This is a genomic window from Lactobacillus kefiranofaciens, assembly GCF_900103655.1.
GTDB classification, from domain to species: domain Bacteria; phylum Bacillota; class Bacilli; order Lactobacillales; family Lactobacillaceae; genus Lactobacillus; species Lactobacillus kefiranofaciens.
In genome coordinates, this window is sequence record NZ_FMXC01000021.1 from 17,077 (window position 1) to 38,583 (window position 21,507).

21 protein-coding genes, 1 pseudogene and 1 riboswitch are annotated in these 21,507 nt (G+C 36.5%); of the genes and pseudogenes, 5 read left to right on the forward strand and 17 right to left on the reverse strand.

The window, feature by feature from the left end; translation table 11 throughout:
- The first annotated feature begins 145 nt into the window (after nt 1-145).
- Nucleotides 146-1,603 carry an APC family permease gene (locus tag BLP58_RS08020; protein WP_013854166.1) on the forward strand — a complete coding sequence of 486 codons (1,458 nt, stop codon included), beginning with the start codon at nt 146-148 and terminating at the stop codon, nt 1,601-1,603.
- A gap of 57 nt (nt 1,604-1,660) precedes the next feature.
- Here BLP58_RS08020 and BLP58_RS08025 read toward each other — a convergent pair whose 3' ends face one another.
- From BLP58_RS08025 to BLP58_RS08035, 3 genes are all read right to left on the reverse strand, one after another.
- Nucleotides 1,661-2,146, reverse strand: a complete 486-nt coding sequence (locus tag BLP58_RS08025) for a pyridoxamine 5'-phosphate oxidase family protein (RefSeq protein WP_013854167.1) — start codon at nt 2,144-2,146, stop codon at nt 1,661-1,663.
- An 83-nt stretch (nt 2,147-2,229) separates the two neighbouring features.
- Nucleotides 2,230-2,604 (reverse strand): fluoride efflux transporter CrcB, encoded by a 375-nt coding sequence (gene crcB / locus BLP58_RS08030; RefSeq protein ID WP_013854168.1) that lies wholly within the window; start codon nt 2,602-2,604, stop codon nt 2,230-2,232.
- Between the two features lies 1 nt (nt 2,605).
- Nucleotides 2,606-2,995, reverse strand: a complete 390-nt coding sequence (locus BLP58_RS08035; protein WP_013854169.1) for a fluoride efflux transporter FluC — start codon at nt 2,993-2,995, stop codon at nt 2,606-2,608.
- A 47-nt stretch (nt 2,996-3,042) separates the two neighbouring features.
- Nucleotides 3,043-3,101: riboswitch (Fluoride riboswitch) on the reverse strand.
- Between the two features lie 109 nt (nt 3,102-3,210).
- Here BLP58_RS08035 and BLP58_RS08040 point away from each other — a divergent pair.
- Complete coding sequence (locus BLP58_RS08040) at nt 3,211-4,032, forward strand: site-specific integrase (RefSeq protein ID WP_013854170.1); 822 nt, start codon at nt 3,211-3,213, stop codon at nt 4,030-4,032.
- A gap of 55 nt (nt 4,033-4,087) precedes the next feature.
- Here BLP58_RS08040 and BLP58_RS08045 read toward each other — a convergent pair whose 3' ends face one another.
- The 12 genes from BLP58_RS08045 to BLP58_RS08100 form a co-directional block, all read right to left on the reverse strand.
- Nucleotides 4,088-4,990 (reverse strand): aldose 1-epimerase family protein, encoded by a 903-nt coding sequence (locus BLP58_RS08045; protein WP_013854171.1) that lies wholly within the window; start codon nt 4,988-4,990, stop codon nt 4,088-4,090.
- A gap of 147 nt (nt 4,991-5,137) precedes the next feature.
- Nucleotides 5,138-6,538 carry an ATP-dependent protease ATPase subunit HslU gene (gene hslU / locus BLP58_RS08050; RefSeq protein ID WP_025084226.1) on the reverse strand — a complete coding sequence of 467 codons (1,401 nt, stop codon included), beginning with the start codon at nt 6,536-6,538 and terminating at the stop codon, nt 5,138-5,140.
- A 9-nt stretch (nt 6,539-6,547) separates the two neighbouring features.
- On the reverse strand, nt 6,548-7,072 hold the full coding sequence (gene hslV, locus BLP58_RS08055; protein ID WP_013854173.1) for an HslVU peptidase proteolytic subunit: 525 nt from the start codon (nt 7,070-7,072) through the stop codon (nt 6,548-6,550).
- Nucleotides 7,073-7,080: 8 nt separating this feature from the next.
- Nucleotides 7,081-7,989: a site-specific tyrosine recombinase/integron integrase gene (gene xerA, locus BLP58_RS08060; protein WP_013854174.1), complete on the reverse strand. Its 909-nt coding sequence runs from the start codon at nt 7,987-7,989 to the stop codon at nt 7,081-7,083.
- Nucleotides 7,982-9,304, reverse strand: coding sequence for a methylenetetrahydrofolate--tRNA-(uracil(54)-C(5))-methyltransferase (FADH(2)-oxidizing) TrmFO (gene trmFO / locus BLP58_RS08065; protein ID WP_013854175.1), 1,323 nt, complete (start codon nt 9,302-9,304; stop codon nt 7,982-7,984). Before trmFO ends, xerA begins: the two co-directional genes overlap by 8 nt.
- A gap of 80 nt (nt 9,305-9,384) precedes the next feature.
- Complete coding sequence (topA, locus tag BLP58_RS08070; RefSeq protein ID WP_013854176.1) at nt 9,385-11,517, reverse strand: type I DNA topoisomerase; 2,133 nt, start codon at nt 11,515-11,517, stop codon at nt 9,385-9,387.
- Between the two features lie 73 nt (nt 11,518-11,590).
- Nucleotides 11,591-12,439, reverse strand: coding sequence for a DNA-processing protein DprA (dprA, locus tag BLP58_RS08075; protein WP_013854177.1), 849 nt, complete (start codon nt 12,437-12,439; stop codon nt 11,591-11,593).
- Between the two features lie 57 nt (nt 12,440-12,496).
- On the reverse strand, nt 12,497-13,249 hold the full coding sequence (rnhB, locus tag BLP58_RS08080) for a ribonuclease HII (protein WP_013854178.1): 753 nt from the start codon (nt 13,247-13,249) through the stop codon (nt 12,497-12,499).
- Nucleotides 13,246-14,085, reverse strand: a complete 840-nt coding sequence (gene ylqF, locus BLP58_RS08085; protein ID WP_013854179.1) for a ribosome biogenesis GTPase YlqF — start codon at nt 14,083-14,085, stop codon at nt 13,246-13,248. The genes rnhB and ylqF overlap by 4 nt, the downstream gene beginning before the upstream one ends.
- A 20-nt stretch (nt 14,086-14,105) precedes the next feature.
- Nucleotides 14,106-15,704, reverse strand: a complete 1,599-nt coding sequence (locus tag BLP58_RS08090; protein WP_013854180.1) for a cation:proton antiporter — start codon at nt 15,702-15,704, stop codon at nt 14,106-14,108.
- Nucleotides 15,705-15,748: 44 nt separating this feature from the next.
- Nucleotides 15,749-15,979 (reverse strand): YozE family protein, encoded by a 231-nt coding sequence (locus BLP58_RS08095; protein ID WP_013854181.1) that lies wholly within the window; start codon nt 15,977-15,979, stop codon nt 15,749-15,751.
- Between the two features lie 2 nt (nt 15,980-15,981).
- Nucleotides 15,982-16,833: a DegV family protein gene (locus tag BLP58_RS08100; protein ID WP_025084227.1), complete on the reverse strand. Its 852-nt coding sequence runs from the start codon at nt 16,831-16,833 to the stop codon at nt 15,982-15,984.
- A 108-nt stretch (nt 16,834-16,941) separates the two neighbouring features.
- On the opposite strand from BLP58_RS08100, the gene trhA reads away from it, so the two are divergent.
- A complete protein-coding gene (trhA, locus tag BLP58_RS08105; protein WP_013854183.1) occupies nt 16,942-17,607 on the forward strand; it encodes a PAQR family membrane homeostasis protein TrhA in 666 nt (221 codons plus the stop codon).
- 33 nt (nt 17,608-17,640) lie between these two features.
- On the opposite strand, the gene BLP58_RS08110 is transcribed toward trhA, so the two are convergent.
- Nucleotides 17,641-18,840, reverse strand: coding sequence for a CCA tRNA nucleotidyltransferase (locus BLP58_RS08110; protein ID WP_013854184.1), 1,200 nt, complete (start codon nt 18,838-18,840; stop codon nt 17,641-17,643).
- Nucleotides 18,841-18,931: 91 nt separating this feature from the next.
- Between BLP58_RS08110 and BLP58_RS08115 the strand changes: the two genes are divergently transcribed.
- Nucleotides 18,932-19,819: a YitT family protein gene (locus BLP58_RS08115; protein WP_013854185.1), complete on the forward strand. Its 888-nt coding sequence runs from the start codon at nt 18,932-18,934 to the stop codon at nt 19,817-19,819.
- Nucleotides 19,820-19,847: 28 nt separating this feature from the next.
- Here the strand turns inward: BLP58_RS08115 and BLP58_RS08120 are convergent, their stop codons facing one another.
- Nucleotides 19,848-21,095 carry a tetratricopeptide repeat protein gene (locus tag BLP58_RS08120; protein ID WP_013854186.1) on the reverse strand — a complete coding sequence of 416 codons (1,248 nt, stop codon included), beginning with the start codon at nt 21,093-21,095 and terminating at the stop codon, nt 19,848-19,850.
- Between the two features lie 197 nt (nt 21,096-21,292).
- On the opposite strand from BLP58_RS08120, the pseudogene BLP58_RS08125 reads away from it, so the two are divergent.
- Nucleotides 21,293-21,507: pseudogene (locus BLP58_RS08125) on the forward strand (ISL3 family transposase); the annotation flags it as partial.

A 21,507-nucleotide genomic window follows, 5' to 3' on the forward strand; every position in this document is an offset into this window, starting at 1 on the left:
ACTGCTTTTGTAAGCTTTCTAAAAATACAGTACTATACAGATTATATAAACATTGGAGGTTTTTAACAAGTGCACTTGCCATGTTCTCCTCCTGGAATAGATTGTCACTAATAACTGAATAACTATTCTTGGAGGAAAATATTTTATGTCAGAAGAAATTGAAACTATTAAAAAACATTACCTGAGTTGGCCGGTCATCGCTTTAATCGACTTCGTCACCATCATCAGTTTTGAAAATATCTTTTATCCTTTTCAAAACCAAGGCTTGTCGGTGGTTGTCTCTTGGATCTTTCTATTATTTGCCTACGTCATTCCTTATGCTCTGATGTGCAGCCAAATGGGCTTGACTTTTAAGGATCAGGCCGGTGGATTAGCCTCTTGGGTACGGCACTCATCCAACGATACTTTAGGCTACTGGACCTCATGGATGTATTGGGTGCAGACTGTTCCTTATTTAGTTGATGTTTCCAACTCAGTGATCGTTTCATTCTCTTGGATTATTTTAGGTAACAATACTTTAGACAAGCACATGTCCACTTTCTGGTTTGGAATCTTAACTTTCGTGATTATTTTAGCTTTTATCTTAATTGAAAATGCTATTAAAAATTCACTTGAATTGCTTTCCTTAATTGGCGGTGGAGCAATGTTTATTATGTCCATGCTGTTCGTTTTATTAGCTGTTTGGTCTATTATGCATGGTCACCATATTGCTACCCAACCATTTAATTTAGGAGCATTTAAGCCATCATTTAGTTTGCGTTACTTCTCCACTACTGGACTTTTAATCTTTGCTATGTCAGGCGCCGAACTCGCTGCGCCATACATTGTGCAAATGCGTGATCCTAAGCACGAATTTCCTAAGGCAATGTGGATGCTGGCTATTATGACTGGTTTCCTTACTATTTTTGGTACTTTAGCTTTGGCCATTTTCTTCAATGCTCATCATATTCCACACGACTTTAAGATGAACGGTCCTTACTATGCTTTCCAACTATTAGGACAAAGTTTAGGCTGGGGCAAAGTCTTAATGTATATCTTTGCCGTGGTTCAGGCTATCTTCATGATGGCACAATTAGCCGTCTTGCTTGATGCTTCTAGTCGTGTTTTTGCCGGGGATGTAGCCGATAAATTTATGCCAAAATGGTTGACTGTCAAAAAGGATAAGACAGGCCATCCTGTTCATTCCTACACTTTAACTTGTGGTTTGGCTTTATTCTTATTATTGCTTACTGGTACTTTGCCAAACATCAACTCAATCTATAACTGGCTGTTAAACATTAACGGAATTATTTCACCATACAAGACCTGCTGGGTATTCTTTGCATTCATCATGATGCGGATGCACCAAAAGAAGTTCCAATCAGATTATGTCTTCATTAAAAACAGAACCGGTGCTTTGATTATGGGTTGGTGGTGTCTAATCTTTACCTTTATCTGTGCAACTTTAGGCTTTATTCCACAAGAAGCTGAAGCAACATTCGGTAGTGCAGCCTTTAACCACCAATTAATTATGAATATTATCACGGTAATTGTGCTGTTCGGTTTAGGTTTCCTGCTTCCATGGATGCGTAAGCGCGAAGAGCAACGCGAAATGAATATGTAAAAAATAAAGATGATAAATCAATCGCTGATTTATCATCTTTTTTCTCTTTTATTTTACTTAATTAGCAAGCTGATTTACAAAATCAAACTGCTTCTGAAATGTTCGTTCAGATCTTAAATCATAAATAGAGCCAATGATCGGTGTCAGAGCAAAAGGTCTTAGTGTATTCAAATCTTCAGCCCTATTATCATAAATGCGGTGCAACGCTGGTTTAATCGCCTTGATTTTATCCAGATATGCTGGACTAATTTCATTAACATAGCCTTCTAGAGTAAAACCAATACTGCTAAGCGTTTCTCGCCCACGCATCGCCGTCATTGAGACCCGATTATGAATCTTCAAATTACGATAAAAATTCTTGTGGTTAGTCGTAGCGAAAATCAAGCGACCATCTTCATTAAAATCAATATCAATGATATTAGTATGAGGATCGCCATTTTGATCAACTGTACCAAAGACTACAGAATGAAAACAGTCAACGATTAAATCTAAAAATTGCTTGTTAGTCAATTCATCGGTTAATTGGGGAACGTGTTGTCTCATATTATTCTGTCCATTTCTATTCACTTAACTATATGTTTTAAGTGAATTATATATTAATTAAAGGACAGACACTATTAAAATGCTTAGAGAAATTTGCCGACATAAAATCCTAAAAATACTAGAATCACTCCGCCTAAATACGAAAAAATTGCATAAAAAGCCAAGCCACGATAGTTCTCACTCTTATATAATTCAACTAATTCTGTATTCATAGTTGAAAAAGTCGTATAGCCTCCTAAGGCGCCAGTTCCTACTAGAGCATAAAAGAAAATACTAGTACCTATTCCAAAAATTAATCCTAAAATAAACGCTCCAGTTAAATTAATGAACAGCGTAGGAATTGGCAAATTAGAAAACCTTTTGCCAATCCATTCCCAGTGCCTCTTACCATAATTAGTGATTGCATAACGCAACATCGCTCCCAATGAAGCTCCTAATCCTGCTAATAACAGATTCAACTTAATCGTCCTTTCTAACTAATTGACCTACTTTTTTACCAGCTTTCATCCCAATAAATGCACAAAGAAAGCCAAAAATAATTGAACAGAGGAAATACGCTACTGCGACTACTGGCTGGTTAGCTTGAATATTCTTTAGTATATCTAAATTAAAGGTTGAAAAGGTTGTAAAAGCCCCTACAAAGCCGGTACCAATTCCTACAGTTAACCATTGATAAAAATTTTTAAATTCTAAAAAGAAATAAGTAAAAAAAGCTAATAGAAAACAACCTAAAATATTTCCCCAGAATGTCCCATAAAAGCTAAAATTGGCATTAAGAACAGCGCGAGCCATTCCACCAAAAAATGCAAAGAATGCAATACTAATATAGTTGATAAGTTTAGTTGTCACAAGAAATTCCTCCTCATATAAAAAACGTCCACTCCACCCCCCTAAAGGATAAAGTAGACATCATTAGATTTCTCGGTTAATGGTGAACGTCATCACCTATTTACATTAGTTAAAATATACAACTTCTCAGGTTAGTTGACAAGTTTATTTTTATTATTTAGTAACAATATACTCCTGTGATATAATTAAACTAAATTAGAAAGAAGGTCAAAATTATGGCATTTCCTAATGAAGCTGAGTTTCGCAACTATTGCAAACAAAAAAAGAAATTAGCAAATTCTACTATTGATTTAGCTTCTAGATCAATCTCCACTTTTTGGCGTTACTACTCTGCAAGTCTAGAGTCAGAAGCAGATATTACTAACGTGCAAGCTAATGATATCCGCAATTTTTTAGCATCTCTTCAAGAAAAACTAAATATGAAAAGCAACACGGTAAACAAATATCTTAGTCACCTTAAGATGTATTTTGTCTTTCTTAGCGAGTATGGATATATTACAACTTATCCCCTTTTATCATTACGTGGTAATTATTTTGATCGTAAGCAAGAATATGTTATCAATTGGATGGACTCGTTACCTCAATTAATTAAAATTAAAAAGATTCATCCCGAAACTATTAAAATGATGGCCGCAATTGCTGCTGGATTCAAGCCTAAAGAAATTACTATTCTTCGAACTGCTAACTTGTTAGATAACATTAAAAGCTCAGTCGTAAGAGACTATATCAAAGCACACACGGATTATTCTAAAGATAATAACCCTTATATTTTCGCCAGAAAAAACGGCGATCATTATGCTTCTGACTTTAATATTAATCAAAAGATTACGCCAGATCGTTCAATTATTGGCATGACACTAACTACCCACCAGTTACGGATGAGCTTTGTTTATTCTATCATTTCCAATCATCAATTATCCGATAATGATGTCTTAAAAACACTGCGTATTTCAATGAAATCACTTAATTATTATCGTAAGAACCTAACTCTTTATATCAAGACAACGGAATTTCAGTTACCCAAAAAAACTGACTAACTAAAAAAAGCATCTCAATGTTGCTCACATAGGGATGCTTTTATCTGTTCTATTATTAATTTTCATCTGGATCAGCGTCCGAATGATAAGTAATGCTAAAGCCTGCTTGAAATTCCTTACCTGGTGCCAGATGATTCATGCCATATTTATGCTCCAGGTCGCCATCTGCATCATCGCGATCCGCAATTCCCCACCATGGCTCAATACATACATAGTTAGCAGTCTGTGGATATTGTGACCAAATACCAACAAATGGTGCATTTCTAGTCCACACATTAATATGGAAATTATTTTTGTCTGTTCTTAATGAAACTTTATTATCATGTCCATGCAACTCATAAATCAAAGCATCATCTTTGAATAGTTCATCACTTAAGCCAATAAAACTATCAGTTGAAGCAAGTGACCGATTATTCCAATCAAGACTAGCATCCTTAAGTGGGACCTTTACTCGAGCAACTGATGGATGCATATCAAAATAGAAATCTTTTTTGGTAATCCCATCTTTGACTGGCAAATTGAATCCAGGATGCCCGCCAACACCAAAGATCATTGTTTCATCTGATTTATTTACTACACTGAAGTTTTCTTCCAATAAGTTATTCATCAAATTATAGTTAACACGAAATTCAAATTTAAATGGATAAACCTTCCGTGTTTCTTCGTTATCTTTAAGTAAGAAAGTGATACTTTCTTGAGAATGATGTTCAACTTTAAAATTAGAATCTCTGGCAAAACCATGTTGCCCTAAATGATAAGTCTGGCCCTTGTAAGTATATTCATCATTCTTCAGACGACCTACTATTGGGAAAAGAATAGGTGCATGTCGACCCCAAATTTTAGGATCTGCTTGCCACATAAATTCTTCGCCCGTATGTGCGCTTTTAACGCTTTGATTTTCTGCACCGTGATCTGAGATCACTACTTTAATCATATTATTTTCGATTGTGTAATTCATAACTTATCTTAACCTACCATATCAAACAATAAAAAACTTATAATGTAATCGCTTTGATTACTTATATTTTAACATTTTCAGCTAAATAAAAAAGTGTATGTTAGGCAATAAAAATACCCGACTATAATAGTCGAGTACCCAAGATAGTTAAAGAATAAACTTAGTTAAATCTTTATTCATAATAATATCGCCAAGCTTATCTTCAACATAAGCTTCAGTGATAGTAATTTCTCCCATTTCCATATCTGGACCTTCATAAAGCACATCTTCCAATAGTTTCTCTAAGACAGTTGAAAGACGTCTAGCACCGATATTATCAGTGCCCTGGTTGACATCAAAGGCAATCTCAGCAATCTTGTCAACAGCTTCTTGGGTAAAGATCAAACTAATTCCATCAGCCTTCATTAAAGCAATATATTGCTTTAGCAAAGAATTTTGTGGATCCTTCAAAATTTTGACAAAATCCTCTTTAGTCAAAGCATTCAGTTCCACTCGAATTGGAAAACGTCCTTGAAGTTCTGGAATCAAATCACTTGGCTTGCTTTCCGCAAAAGCACCGGCGGCAATAAACAAAATATGATCGGTCGCAACTGGACCATATTTTGTATTAACTGTTGAACCTTCCACTATTGGCAAAATATCTCTTTGAACACCTTCACGTGAAACTTCACCAGAATTACGTTTATTGCCAGCAATGATCTTGTCAATTTCATCAATAAAGATAATCCCATTATTTTGACTTCGTTCAATAGCACGTTGATAGATAGTATCATAATCTACCATCTTTCGTGATTCTTCTTGAATCAAAACTTCTCGTGCATCACGTACTGCCAAAGTCCGCTTAACCTTTTTCTTGGGCATAATATCATTAAGCATTGAACCCATGTCCATGCCCATTTGTCCCATCATGTCGCTCATTGGATTAGCCTTGGGAGCTTGCTCAACTTCAATTGTAACTTGATGATCTTCAAGCAAACCTTTGTTTAGTTTATCAGCTACATCCATCCGCTTGTTGCGTACAGCTTCAGTAACCTCTTCTTGGTCATTTTTCTTTTGTGCATTTGGGCCACCCATTAGTAGAGACATCATATCCTGCATTTGCTGCATCTGATTTTCACGATTTTCTTTTTTAACACCAGGTGCGAGCAAACGTACTAATTGCTTATTGGCTTCTTTAGTAGCTTGAGCTTTGACACGAGCAAACTGCTCTTTCTCTTCCATACGAACAGCTTCACTGACTAAATCACGAACCATTGATTCAACATCGCGACCTACATAACCTACCTCAGTAAACTTAGTAGCTTCGACTTTTACAAATGGTGCCTCGACAATCTTAGCCAGGCGACGAGCAATTTCAGTCTTACCAACTCCAGTTGGACCAGCCATTAATAAATTTTTAGGAGTTACTTCCTGCTGCATTTGTTTAGGAAGCTGCATCCTACGGTAACGGTTATATAAAGCAATCGCTACTGATTTTTTAGCCTCATCTTGGCCAATAATATATTCGTTTAAGATTCTAACTATTTCTTTTGGGGTCTTAATAGCCATTTTTATCTCCTAAATCTCATCGGTATGAATTTGATCATCAGTAAATACATCAATGCCTGAAGCAATTTTAACAGCTTCATGTGCAATTTCTGCAGCTTCCATGTCTTTAGCATGACGAGTCATAGCAATGGCCGCAGCTTGAGCAAAATTACCACCTGAACCGATTGCAACTACGTTTTCATCAGGCTCCAGTACTTCACCATTACCCGAAATCAAGAGTAAATCTTTTTCATCAAAGGCAATTAACATGGCATTCAATTTTTGCAGAGTTGGATCCTTGCGCCATGCTTGTGCCATTTCTACGGCTGCACGACGAAGATCGCCACTATAGCTTTCAAGTTTGCCTTCAAGCATATCTTGTAAACTTACAGCATCTGCCACACCACCAGCGAAGCCAATAATTACCCGATCATGATAAATGCGGCGAATTTTTCTTGCGGTTGCCTTAGCGATTACTTTTTCACCCAAAGTAACCTGACCATCACCGGCAATTGCAGTCTTACCATTATGTCTTACTGAACAAATTGTTGTCATTTTAAACCTCAGCTTTCTTTATTACGAGGGAAATATTTTTCATAATCTTGTTTTAAATGTTTCATTGTAACATGAGTATAGATTTGCGTTGCTGCTAAACTCTTGTGTCCCAATAATTCTTGTACGCTACGTAAATCGGCACCATTACTAATCATCGCAGTAGCAAATGTATGTCGCAACTCATGTGGATGTACTTTACCACTAATTCCAGCCTGATTAAAAGTTTTTTGCATCACATATTGAATACCGCGTGTAGATAAAGGCCTACCCAAATGACTCAGAAAAACATGTTGTTCTGAATTATCTTTAAGCAACTTGGGACGTGCTTTCTCAAGATAATTAAGCAATGCTTTTTGGGTATGCCCATCAAACATGACATAGCGATCTTTCTTGCCTTTACCGTGTACTAAAATTGTTTTCATATCCCAATCGATTTGCTTCAAGCACAGTGTGCTTACTTCACTAACTCGCATTCCTGTCGCGTAAAAAAGTTCAAACAAAGCTAAATTACGCATCTTTAATGGGGCATCACCGCAAAGTGAATCAAAAACCTGTCTCATCTCTGTTTCATAGAAAAATTCCGGCAGTTTCTTCTCCCCTCGACGTAAATTTATTCCTTGAGTGGGATCCACCTTCACTAGTTTTCTCTTTGTTAAAAAGCGATAAAAAGAATGAAAACTGGACATTTGACGCATTTGACTATTACGGGCTAATTTGCGTTCAGCTAAATGCTGCAGATAAACTTCAATGTCGCGATCCTGAACTTTATCCCAACCGTCAAAACCGCCATTATCAGTCCAAAAACTTTTAGCCTCTAATAAATCAGTTTGATAAGCTGAAATAGTATCTTTACTATAACGACGCTCATTAGTGAGATATGAAATAAACAGGGCTAGCTCATCTTTTTGATCAGTCATGTTCTAAGACGTCAATCTTAAATTGATCTAAACTAGCTAAACCACGCTCACTGATCTTTTCATGCCGTTCACGCTTTTTTCGAATTTTCTTGCCTTCTAAAGCTGGTAAAAGCGCAAAACTAGCATTCATCGGTTGAAAATGCTTGGCACTAGTGGTAGTAACGTAATTTGCCATTGATCCTAGAGCCGTATCCTTTGGAAAAGCAACCGTTTTTTCACCTAGTGCTTCACGTGCTGCATTAATTCCTGCGACTAAGCCGCTACCCGCACTTTCGACATAGCCTTCCACGCCAGTCATTTGTCCTGCAAAAAACAAGCCCGGCTGTTTCTTGGCTTCATAACTTGCCGTTAAAATATCTGGAGAAGCAATATAAGTGTTTCTATGCATCTTGCCATATCTAACAAAACGAGCATTTTCGAAACCAGGAATCATTGAAAAGACCCTTTTTTGCTCACCATATTTCAAATGAGTTTGAAAACCGACTATGTTATACATTGATGCAGCGGCATTGTCTTGACGCAATTGAATCACTGCATATGGAGTTTTACCAGTATGTGGATCTTCCAAGCCGACCGGTTTTAACGGCCCAAACAACATTGTTTTTGCACCACGCGCGGCCATGACTTCAATCGGCATGCATCCTTCAAACACATCATTTTTTTCAAAACCATGCAGCTGTGCAGTTTCAGCATTAATTAGCTCATGCTGAAACTTTTCATATTGTTCCTTATTCATCGGACAATTGAGATAAGCAGCTTCTCCACGATCATAACGAGACTTCTTATATACGATATCCATGTCAATTGAGTCTGCCGCCACAATTGGCGCAGCAGCATCAAAGAAATGCAAACTATCTGTACTAGAAAACTCCTGAATCTTTTCAGCTAATGCGGAACTAGTTAAAGGACCCGTAGCAATGATCGTAATTCCATCTTGAGGAATTTCAGTAATCTCTTCTTCATGAACAGTTACATTATCTAATTTTCTTAAAGTATCGGTCACATATTTACTGAAGCTATCACGATCAACCGCCAATGCCCCACCAGCAGGGACTTGTGTTTTATCAGCAGCTGCCATAATCAATGAATCAAGATGGCGCATTTCCTCCTTTAATAATCCAACAGCATTAGATAATTGATTAGAGCGCATTGAATTAGTACAAACCAGCTCAGCAAATCCACCCGTTTCATGAGCTGGCGTCTCTTTTTTAGGACGCATTTCATAAAGATCAACATGGATTCCCCGCTTAGCCAATTGCCAAACAGCTTCACTGCCAGCTAATCCCGCTCCAATCACAGTTACATTTTTCGGCATTAAATCACCTTTATTTTTCTTTTTAATTAAGAATAGCACGTTTGGCTATTCTATACTGCTCTTAAGCTAATTCTTAAATATTACTTATTGCTTTCGCCTTCTTGCGGTTCTTCACGATAATCACCATTAGGACATAAAACAGTTAATCCCTTCTTAGACTTCTTTTCAACCAAGAAATGACCATCGTTAGGACAATTTCTGCCAATTGGCTTATCCCAAGAAACAAAATCACATTCTGGATAACGAGAACAACCATAGAATTTACGGTTTCTGCGCGATTTCTTTTCAACAACTTCACCTTTGCCACACTTTGGACAGGTAACGCCAATTTTCTTGACGATTGGCTTTGTATTTCGACAATCTGGGAAACGAGAACACGCATAAAACTTGCCGTAGCGCCCCATTTTAATCACCATTGGTGCACCACAGATATCACAATTAAAGCCAGCTGGTTCATCCTTGATTTGAATCTTTTCAATTTCAGAATCAGCTTTATTTAACTCCTGCTTAAATGGCTGATAATATTCATCAACTACATGAGTCCATTCCTTTTGTCCATCTTCAACTTCGTCTAATTCATTTTCCAAATGGGCAGTGTAATCAACATTGGCAATATCCGGGAAGAATTGCTCAATTAAAGTATCAACAATCTCCCCCAACTCGGTTGGCACAATAGAACGACCTTCTAGCTTTACATAATAGCGTCGCTGAATAGTATCAATTGTAGGTGCATAAGTAGATGGACGACCAACACCGTTTTCTTCTAGAGCATGAACCAAACTGGCTTCAGTATAACGAGCAGGTGGCAGAGTAAAGTGTTGCTTATTGTCAGACTTGCTCATCTTGACTCGATCGCCTTCTTGTAAATCTGGCAAATCAACGTTTTTCTCTTGTTGATTGTCATAGACCTTAGTAAAACCGGCAAATCTCATTTTAGAACCAGTAGTTCTAAAGATAACGCCATTTTGCACGATATCAGCTCTTACTGTGTCATAAACCGCAGGGGTCATCTCACTAGCTAAAAAGCGTGACCAAATCAACTTATACAATCGATATTGCTCTGTCGTTAATACGCTCTTAAGCGAAGCGGGCGTTCTATAGACACTAGTTGGTCGAATTGCTTCATGGGCATCTTGAGCATCTTCTTGATTTTGAAAATGTCTTTGACTTTTAGCTGCAAATTCTGCCCCATAGTTTTCGTGCAAGAACTGTGAAGCTTCTTTTTGAGCTACAGGCGAGGTTCTTTTAGAGTCAGTTCTCATATAGGTAATTAAACCGACAGTACCCTGTTTGCCCAAACTAATCCCTTCATATAGTTGCTGAGCAATACTCATTGTCCTACGAGTACGATAACCTAATCGTTTATTAGCTTCCTGCTGCATAGTTGAAGTTGTAAACGGTGCCGCTGGCTGACGCCGACGTTGTCTCGATACAACTTTCTCAACCGTAAAGTCTTTCTTTTTGTCAATCTTGGCTAAAACATCTTTAACCGCATCAATATTGGCTAGCTCCGTCTTTTTACCGTTTAAACCATAAAAAGCTGATTTAAAGCTTTCTTTTTCTTTTTTAAATTCAGCATCAATTGTCCAATATTCTTTAGGTTTAAAATTCTTAATTTCCTTTTCACGGTCAATTACTAATTTCAACGCAACTGACTGCACACGGCCAGCACTCAAGCCCTTCTTAACTTTAGCCCACAGAATTGGTGAAAGTGAGTAACCCACGATTCGATCTAAAACACGACGAGCTTGCTGGGCATCAACTGTATCCATATCAATTGTCCGGGGATGTTTAAAACTCTCTTTAACCGCATCCTTGGTAACTTCGTTAAAAGTAACACGGTTTTTAGCTTTCTCATCTAAGTTAAGTGCGTGGGCTACATGCCAAGCAATTGCCTCTCCTTCACGATCAGGGTCGGATGCCAAATAAACATCTTTAGCTTTTTTAGCTTCACTTTTTAATTCTTTGATCGTATCGCCTTTACCACGAATCGAAATATACTTAGGTTTGTAATTATCCTCGAAATCAATTCCCATTTGTGATTTTGGTAAGTCTCGAATATGCCCCTTCGAAGCAATTACGTGATAATTTCTGCCTAGGTATTTTTCAATAGTTTTAGCCTTAGCAGGTGATTCTACAATGACTAATGTTTTCTTACGTTTTTTAGTATTTCTTTTAGTTGTTTTAGTTTTACTTTTTACTTTAGTAGGCATTAACTGCCTCCTTATTTAAATATTATTTTTTGACAATATACAATGCACAGATTAAATAATAGTTTATGAATTGTCAAATACTTCCACAATTAAATTTAAAATCCACAATCGGTGTAGCCCCCGCTTCAATTAACTGATTAGGCCCAGCTGATAATTGACTGGTGATTGGTCCAGGGACAGCATAAATATCTCGATTTTCCTGTAAAGCGATACTAGCCGTGATTAGCGAGCCAGACTTTTCTTTGGCTTCAGTAACAATTACACCAGTAGACAATCCTGCAAGAATTCTATTCCTTTCTGGAAATCTGAAAGGACGAGGCGGCGTATCTGGCAAATATTCGCTAATTAGTAACCCTTTTTGCGTAATCTCCTTTTGTAAATCACAGTTTTGCTTAGGATAAGAATAATTTAACCCGTTGCCTACTACCGCTATAGTACGACCTTCATTGTTTAAGACAGCTTGATGGGCTAAGGCATCTACTCCTTTAGCTAAACCACTAGCAATCACATAATTTTGCTCAAGCAGATTAGGAACTAAGCGATTAATTACATTTTTACTGTAATTAGTAGGATAACGTGAACCAACAATCGTAATAATTTCTTTTTGTAAAAGGGAAAGATCGCCACGAGCAAATAAGACTAAAGGTGGTCGATACATTTGCCTCAGTTTTTCTGGATATTCATCATCAAAGAAACTAATTACCTCACTTTGTTGATAAATTTGCTTTTTCAACCGTTCTAAATCCGGATCCTTAAAAGTACATAAACAAGCTTGAATTAATTTTTCGGGTAAATCCATTTGCTCAATTTCTTCTATACTTATTTCTAGATTAGCATCCATTTTTTGAGCGATAGTAAGCAATTTAACATAGCCAATGCCCTTTTGTAACTTTAATTTTAATAAGAATTCTGTCTTTTTCATAAAACCCTCCATTACTTATTACGCAAAAAAAGGGCATTTTTTCTTTTTTATTTGCAATTATTTAAAAAAATCGCTTACTGGAGCAAATGTTTTTCTATGAATAGGTGTTGGTCCATATTTTTTTAAGGCAGCAATATGCTCTTGCGTGCCATAGCCAGCATTTTTAGGAAAATCATATTGAGGATATATTTTAGCATAATCATCCATTAATTTATCCCGGAACACCTTAGCTACAATTGATGCCGCGGCAATTGAATTCGACTTGGCATCCCCTTTAATTAATTTTATCTGGGGAAGATCAACCGGAACATTCATTGCATCGACTAGCAATGCAGCTGGCTTAATATCCAAATCGCATACTGCTTGTGCCATTGCTTGACGATCCGCTTCATAAATATTGATTTCGTCAATTACCTGAGCGCTTTTGACGCCCACAGCGACACTTACTGCCTCAGATAAAATCTTGGGATAAAGCTTTAATCTCTTTTCTGGACTTAACTTCTTAGAATCATTAACATCAATTAGATCAAAATTCTGATCAATGATAACAGCTGCAGTCACCACCGGACCAGCTAGCGGGCCTCTACCAACTTCATCCACACCAGCTACCAGTTGTCCTTTTTGCCAAAACTTTTTTTCATAATTAAAACGCTGCAAAAAAGACTGCTTCTTTTTAAGTAATTTAGCTTGTCTTTTATGATAGCTTACCAACAGCTTTTGTACGCCACTACGTGGATCCGCTGCTAAAGCTTCTAATTGTTCCGTACTAACATTATTCTTAAGTAGCTCTTTAATTTCTTTAATGGTCATGGTCTATCTAAAGTAATCCTTCCCAATGCGCCTTTACGCAAACGCTGCAACATATATAGTGAGAAGCGATCATAATCATCACGCATTCCATATTTTTCAGTCATTGCTAGTAAAAGATCAGGATCAGTCATTTCTGTAATTGCAGAACTTGATAATTTAGAGAATCTAATTAGATTCTTTAAATAATGAGCACGAAAATTCTTTAAAACAAATAGAGCAACGTCATCTGCATGAAAAATGCTATCTTTAATAGCTCCAAGAGCGGCTAACTTATACCCAACTTCTTCATCTGAAAATTTAGGCCACAAAATACCTGGAGTATCAAGGACCTGAATATTGCTACTCGTTTTTAACCATCTTTGTCCTTTAGTAACTCCCGGTTTATTGCCAACTTCAGCTACATTGTGCCCAACTAAACGGTTAATAATAGTTGATTTGCCACAATTAGGAATACCAGCTAAAGCAATTCTAATTGTAGGATTAGATGCGCCTCTTGCCTCTAGCTTGCGAGTTTTTTCTGCAGCAGCTTTTTTAATTAGCGCAATCAATTTTTGCATATTAGTATTATGCAATGAATCAAGCGCTAAAATATATTTATTAGGCTGATTTAACTTTTCAGTCCATTTTTTGGTTAAAACAGGATCTGCCAAATCTGCCTTATTTAAAATAATAATATGCGGCTTGCTTCCTACTAGTTTCTCAATCATTGGATTCCTAGAGGAGGCCGGTATTCTGCTATCTAGTACTTCTACTAGAACATCAATTAATCCTAATTTATCCTCTAATTGATTACGAGCCTTATTCATATGACCCGGATACCACTGAATTGTTGTCATAATATATCTTCCTTCTTTTCTTATTCTTCTGTATCACCTAAGAAAATAACTTCCGCAATTAAAATTTCCCTATAGAGTGTTAAAAAACCGCGACGATATTCTTGCTCTTGCTGAGCAATTCGGCCTAGATAATTACGCTCTTGTCTAAACGCATAGCGATAAACTTCCGCCCGGAATTCTCGTTGATTTTCAGTTAACTCTTTTTGTCTAATAGTGTACTTAGTCTCTTTAATAAAATCTTTGATGGAAGTCTGATTCATCTGTGTTCTTAAGTCGAATTTTAATTGCTTTCTGATCTTTTTAGGCAAATAAATTTCATTCATCTGTTTTAATGCATATTGGACCATTTCTTGCCGAACTCTGTCTACCTCGCGACGCATTTCCAAATCCGGCTTATCTTTTTTAAGCAAAAAGCGAAAAGCAATTGTTGGCACAATCATACTAGTCAATATCAAGGTGATCTCACTAACTAAGATAAGATGAAAATCCGCAAGATTAACGCTCATTTCACTTAAAGTATAAGCCAAAGCAAAGGTTACTGCACCATGAATGCCACCTAGACTAAATATTAAGGTGTCTTTAGAATTAATTTTACCTACAATATTTGGCGAAAAACGACAATAAAGAAATCGTATCAATAAATTGGCACTATACAAAATCAGTCCTGCCCAAATTGCATCAACTGTTTGCTGATTAAAAACATCATCTCGCATTGAGCGAACAATGATAATCCCAAGTAATAAAAATACAATACCATTCAAAACATCAATAATTAATTTTGAAAACTGACTGCTATTATAAAAAATAGTAGGATTGCTTAAGCGGCTTCGTTCTGACTCTACGTTATGCATCAGGCCAGCAGCTACTACGGCAATAATCCCTGAAACATGAATTTCTTCCGCCAAAAAATATATCATAAATGGGGTTAAGAAAAATAAAACTTCAACTGGCATCGAAACAGCCGTAGTCAAATGATATTTAGAACGAAAATTCAACTGTCTTAAAAAAACTAACAAAATAGCAATTAATCCGCCTAAGATAATTCCACCTCCGGCAGAATAAATAAAATTGCAAATAGCCTCTTCAACATGCAATTCTCGATGAATATACCAATCAACTGCCATATTGAGCAGAATAATTCCTGAAACATCGTTAAAAAGAGATTCATCCTTTAAATAAAACGCTACTTTTTTAGGCAATTTTAAGCCATGAGTAACCGATTCCGTTGCTGTAGCATCAGTGGGAGTAGAAATCGCTGCTAAAATAAAAGCTAGTGGCAAAGATAAACCTAGACTAAAATAAATTCCAAAAGCAGCTGCAATCGTGGCTAGAATAATCATTATCACCGTCAAGCCTACAATTGCACGCCAGCTTCGCAAAACGTTGTACATCCTAGTACGTTGACCTTCATAAAAAAGCAAGGGTGCAACAATTAATCCCATAAAAACTTCAGAATGAAAGCTTTCAATTAAAGCGTTTGTCTGTGGTACTAGGGCGATTAATATCCCTATCCCTAATGCAATATAGTTGACAGAGATTTTTTTCAAAAAACGTTGCTGAAGAATAGTAGCAATCGCTACAGTAAATATAATAAAACCAATAAAAATTATTACGTTCATTTTATTTCTCGTTAAAAAAGCCCAGGCAATTTTTAAGCTTGGACTTAGTACATCATCTTATCTTCATACATCCGATATGCACGATCAAAAATTGACATACTCGGTAAATAACTAGCATTGAGTTCTAAATAATCCGAGAGTTTTTCATAATTTTGCTCTTGTTTTGGAAAAGACAGATCATGCTGGGCGTTATTTGCAAATTGAGTAACATCATCTGTTGAATCTGTATCCCTTTGCGTCATCAAATAGCGATAAAAACTTTCTCGATAAGCCATAATTACTCCATATAATACAAAATTGCATATGCCCCATTGCCAGCATGAGTAGCAATAATTGGACTCGTTTCAGCTACTAAGACATCTATCTTAGGATTAATAGCTTTAATTTGATTAGCCAGCTCCTGCATCAGTTCGGGCGTATCTACGTAAGAAAGACCGACTTCTTTAATTCGGTCTTTATTATCCGTAATTTCTTTTAGAACACGCTCATTAAAAGCCTTAGTAAATTTTTTGCCTCGACCCTTTTTAGCTACCTTTAATTCTCCCTTAGGCATCTGCAATGCAATACGAATATTGAGCATAGTCGCAATTCGACCTGATAAGGCACCTAACCGTCCACCTTTAATTAAATTCTTTAAATTGACGACCATCATTTCTAGTTTTTGATCATTTCTAATTTGCTTCACGTGCGCAATAATCTCATCCATGCTTTTGCCAGCCTGTGCATCTCTAGCAGCTGCTAAAACCTGAAATCCTTCTGCACGATCGGTTAGTTCAGAATCAAAAATAATCATATTCTCACTTTGGCCAGCGATCTCAGCAGCTTGGCGGGCAGCATCAATTGTTCCGCTAAGTGTTTTAGCTAAAAAGATACCAATTACTTGGCTGCCATCTGCAGTTAACTTTTTAATTGCATCCACAAAACGTCCAATAGGTGGTTGACTAGTCTTAGGCAAGTTTTTAGCAGCATTCATTTTTTTAACAAAATCACTTCTCGTAATATCAACGCCATCTACATAGGACTGACCATCAATTGTAATCGTCAATGGCACTACCGTGATATTATATTTTTTTATCTCTTCTGATGTCAGTTGGACGGAAGAATCCGTCATAACTTTTATTTTCGACAACGTATTCGCCTTCAATTCTAATTTATTTACCCATTTTTATGATAAAATGTGAACAGTATATATTTGTATTGTATCAAAAAAACTACTTAAGAAAAAAGGATTGATCAAATGAAACTTAGTGAACTTTTTCAAGAGCCACAGCAACGCTCTAAAAGATATTATCTACTAGATAATATTTTCAGTGCTATTACACATGGGATTGGTTTTGGCCTGGCTATTGCTGGGCTAGTCATCTTAATTGTCCAAGCCGCTCATACTGGCAATCCAATGCGTATTGTAACTTTTACCATTTATGGATCATGTCTAATCTTGCTTTACTTATTTTCAACTCTATACCACAGCCTTATTTTCACCAGAGCCAGAAATGTTTTTCAAATCTTTGATCACTCATCAATTTTTTTATTAATTGCTGGATCTTATACTCCATTTTCACTAGTCGCCATCGGCGGTGGTTGGGGCTGGACCTTGTTTGGATTAATTTGGGGACTAACAATTTTTGGTATTATTTACTATATTTTTAATCGTGGTAAACATATTATTCTAGACACAATTTTATACGTAGCAATGGGCTGGCTAGTCATTCTATCTGGTCCATATCTTTACCACCGACTAAGCCCTACAGGATTCTGGTTACTAGTAAGCGGGGGCATCGCCTATACTATCGGTGCAATTTTGTTTAGTATGCGCAGCATTCCTTTTATTCATACAATTTGGCACTTATTCGTCATGCTAGGATCAATCTTAATGTATTTTTCTGTTTTACTTTATGTTTAAAAGTCTGGGAGATCTTTCCAGACTTTTTTACTTTTATTTTAGATTGTCCAAATAATCTTCAATGGCTTCTTGATTATTTTCAAGCTCACCAGCTACTACCATTGCTCTAATCCAGTTAAGAGTTTTTCCTAATTGAGCACCAGGACGCATTCCACGCTGTATCAAGAATCTACCATCAATCGCTAATTCACCTGGCTGCTTAATCGGTAAGGCCATATAACGATCTATCAAAGCTTCTGAAGCAATAGGTTGACCTAAAATATGAGCTACATCGATTGTGTTAACCAAAGTTTCTTCTCCAGCTTGAAACAATTCATAATCGCTAGGCGCATGATCTGAAATCAAATCAAACAAATTAATAATTCGCTCAACTTTTTCAGTAGTGGCATTGGAATTTTTCCAGTCACGCATAAAACCATGAATTCGTTCATTAGGCATTTTTAAAAGCAAAATGATTAATGCCCATAAATTTGTTTCCATAGTTGGACTAAATTGCAGTTTAGGGTAAATAGACAGCAATTCTTTTTTACCGGCAAAATCTGGGACATCTTCGCTTAACTGTGTATCAAGAAAAACTTGGAAAGCTTGTCTTGAATTGGTCCCTAAGCCCATTTTGACAAATTCTTCACGAATTCGTTCCACTGAGATCTTTTTTAGCAATTGATGATTATCTTTAATTGCCTGCCTCGTCTTCTCTTCTAGCTTAAATTCTAGCTGGCTCATAAAGCGAACTGCTCGCATCATTCTCAATGCATCTTCGTGAAACCGAGTCTCAGGGTCGCCAACTGCACGAATAATATGATGTTCAAGGTCATCTAGTCCGTTAAATAAATCAACAATTTCTCCTTTGGTATTCATTGCCAAGGCATTGATTGTAAAATCTCTTCTCTTTAGATCTTCATCTAAGTTTTGAACAAAAGTTACATGGTCTGGTCTACGAAAATCTTGATAACCTGACTCTGTTCTGAAAGTCGTAATTTCATAGCTTTCATTATTATACAATACAGTTACTGTTCCATGTTTAATGCCCGTATCAATAGATTTGTCAAATAGCTGTTTAACCTCTTCTGGATAAGCGCTAGTAGTGATATCTACATCATGGACATGACGATGTAGCAATACATCACGGACAGAACCACCCACAAAATATGCTTCAAAACCTGCATTTTCTAGAGTTTGTAAAACAGGCATCGCTTTTACAAAAATATTTGGTAAATTATCTATCTTGATCATTAATAAAATCTCAATTCTTATTATCGTTAATTATTTCATTTAATTTTTCGTTTGTTAAAATGAAGGTAAGGGGACAAAGGAGGTAATTATTATGCATAAAATTGATAAAACTACAATGATCGATATCTTTATGATTGCTCTAGGTTGCGCCATTTATGCTGTGAGTCTAGATATGATCTCAGTACCCAATAAGCTAGCAGATGGTGGAATCAGTGGTATTGCATTGATTCTACGCCATTTCTGGAACATTAACATGGGATTATCTACTTTAGTACTTAATATTCCCTTGATCTTATTAGGATATCGCTTCATGGGCAAACGCCTATTAAGCTATACAATCTGGGGAACACTTTGTCTTTCCTTTTTCCTTTGGTTTTGGCGCTCAGTACCTATTATAAAACAATTGAATTTAGAACACGACCTCTTCCTTTCAGCGATTTCCGCGGGAGTGCTTTCAGGAATCGGATTAGGCTTAGTATTCAGATACAATGGTACTTCTGGCGGTACCGATATTATCGCCCGAATCTGCCAGCTTAAGCTGGGAATTTCTTCTGGCAAAATGTTGCTTTTCTGTGATGCTGTAGTCTTATTCGCATCTCTTTCTTACTTAGACATTAAGCATATGATGTATACTTTACTAGCATCATTCGTACTTTCACGCGTTATGGACACGGTTCAACAAGGTGCTTACAGCGCTCGTGGCTTATTAATTATTTCTGATAAATACCAAGAAATTGGTAAGATGATCGATTTAAAACTAGATCGCGGCTTTACTTATCTTAAAGCCTTAGGTGGCTATCAACAAGATGAAAAACGAGTCATCTATGTTGTAGTATCACCTCGTGAAATCGCTGCAATTAAGCAATTAATTTGGCAGGAAGATCCTAATGCCTTCATTTCAATTATCGAGGTACATGAAGCTCTGGGTGAAGGTTTCACCTATAAACAAAAACGACACCATTTCTTCATTCGGAAATAAATAAGCCGGCTGCATAGTCGGCTTATTTTTACAGATTATTATACAGATCTTGCATTTCATCATCTTCAGGGGAAAGCCGCAGATATTTCTCTAACAATTGTTTTGTAATATCCACATTATTTTGGGCGTTAAAGAAAATAATCATTTGCCGCAAGAAATCTGGATTCTCCTTAAAATCAGGGTACGCTAGTAAAAATTCGCTTTGCGCTTTTTCCGTATTATCTAACTTTTCATATGATAAAGCCATATTCCAATGAGCTTGTGGTTCAATGCTTTCATTATCGAGATTCTTAAATAAAGCAATGTTATCCTGATCACGACGCTGATGTAAATAAAGATTTGATAGTTGCAAACGCAAATCACTATTATCTGCAGCCACTTTTAAGCCTTTTTCAAGCAAACTTTGAGCTGTATCTAATTCATTTAGATTGGCAGCGCTTCTAGCACCCATAGAGTAAAGGGTCTCATCAAGTTCATTATAAGCCAAACCAGCTTGTGCTGTCCGCAAAACTTGCTCATTATCATGCCGATGTTCATAGGCTTGTGCCAAAAGTGGATAGGCATTTACATAGTCTGGGCTTTGCTTTATTACCTCATCTAAATATTTGATTGCTTGCTGATCATCACCTACAGCCAGCATTACCAATCCTGCTTCGTACTTACTATCAATGTCTAAGATGCTATCACTATGTTCTCTAATAATTTGAGCCGCTTCTTCATACTTGCCCAATTTGGCATTAGTTGCAAATAGGCGTTGATATAGATTCACTTCACTAAAACTACTCTGTCTTTGAATTAAATCCTGATAAAGAGCCAAAGCTTGTTCATAATCACCACTTAAATAATCTAACTCAGCTAAGCCAAATTTTACCGCATCTTCTTGTGGTGCAAGTTTAAGAGCCTGCAATAATTTATCCTTAGCAGTTTCAATTAAGCCATTAGTTTGATAATAATCTGCTTGCACTAACAGACTATCTAGATAAGCAGAAGACTCCTCAGAAACGTTATAAAGCAACGATAGGCCATCGTCTTCATCCCCGTCATTTAAAAGAATTTCAGCTAAATACACCTTAAATAAATCTTCGCGGGGAAACTTAGCAATTAAAGCACGATAAACTTGTTTAGCCAAATCAGTAAAACCCAAACCAGTTAAATTAGAAGCTAATGAAGATAAAATTTCCGGATCATCATTATTCAAGGCCTCTTTAAGTAAATGTTGATTCGATGAAAAGTCATGATTTTGAATGGCATCAAGTAATTGTTCTGAATAACTCATTAGTTTTCCTCCAGTCAATTATTTATTGTACTAAAAAAAGGCGCTGGAATAAAATCGGCTCTATAATTTTTCCTGTTGATGACTTATCAATATGATAAGCTGTTAACAGGTTTTTTATTGCATAAAAAAGGAGGACATAGTCCCCTGTAATAAAAAATCTATCCTACTAAACATTTTATAAATAAAGGTGTGTTTCTATGTCCTCTTTTAATAATTGTATTAAATTTGATCTTGATATTAAAGAAAAAAATATTGTTTTCAAAGACTATTTCTACAAAATGGTCCAGATGAAAAAGCACAAAATCTATGAAGCAGAATTGATTCAGCCTGCTTGTCCTTACTGTGGCTCCTTGGCTCTCCTGCATAATGGACATCTGATTACCAACATTCGCTATTTAACAGCTAATGCCAG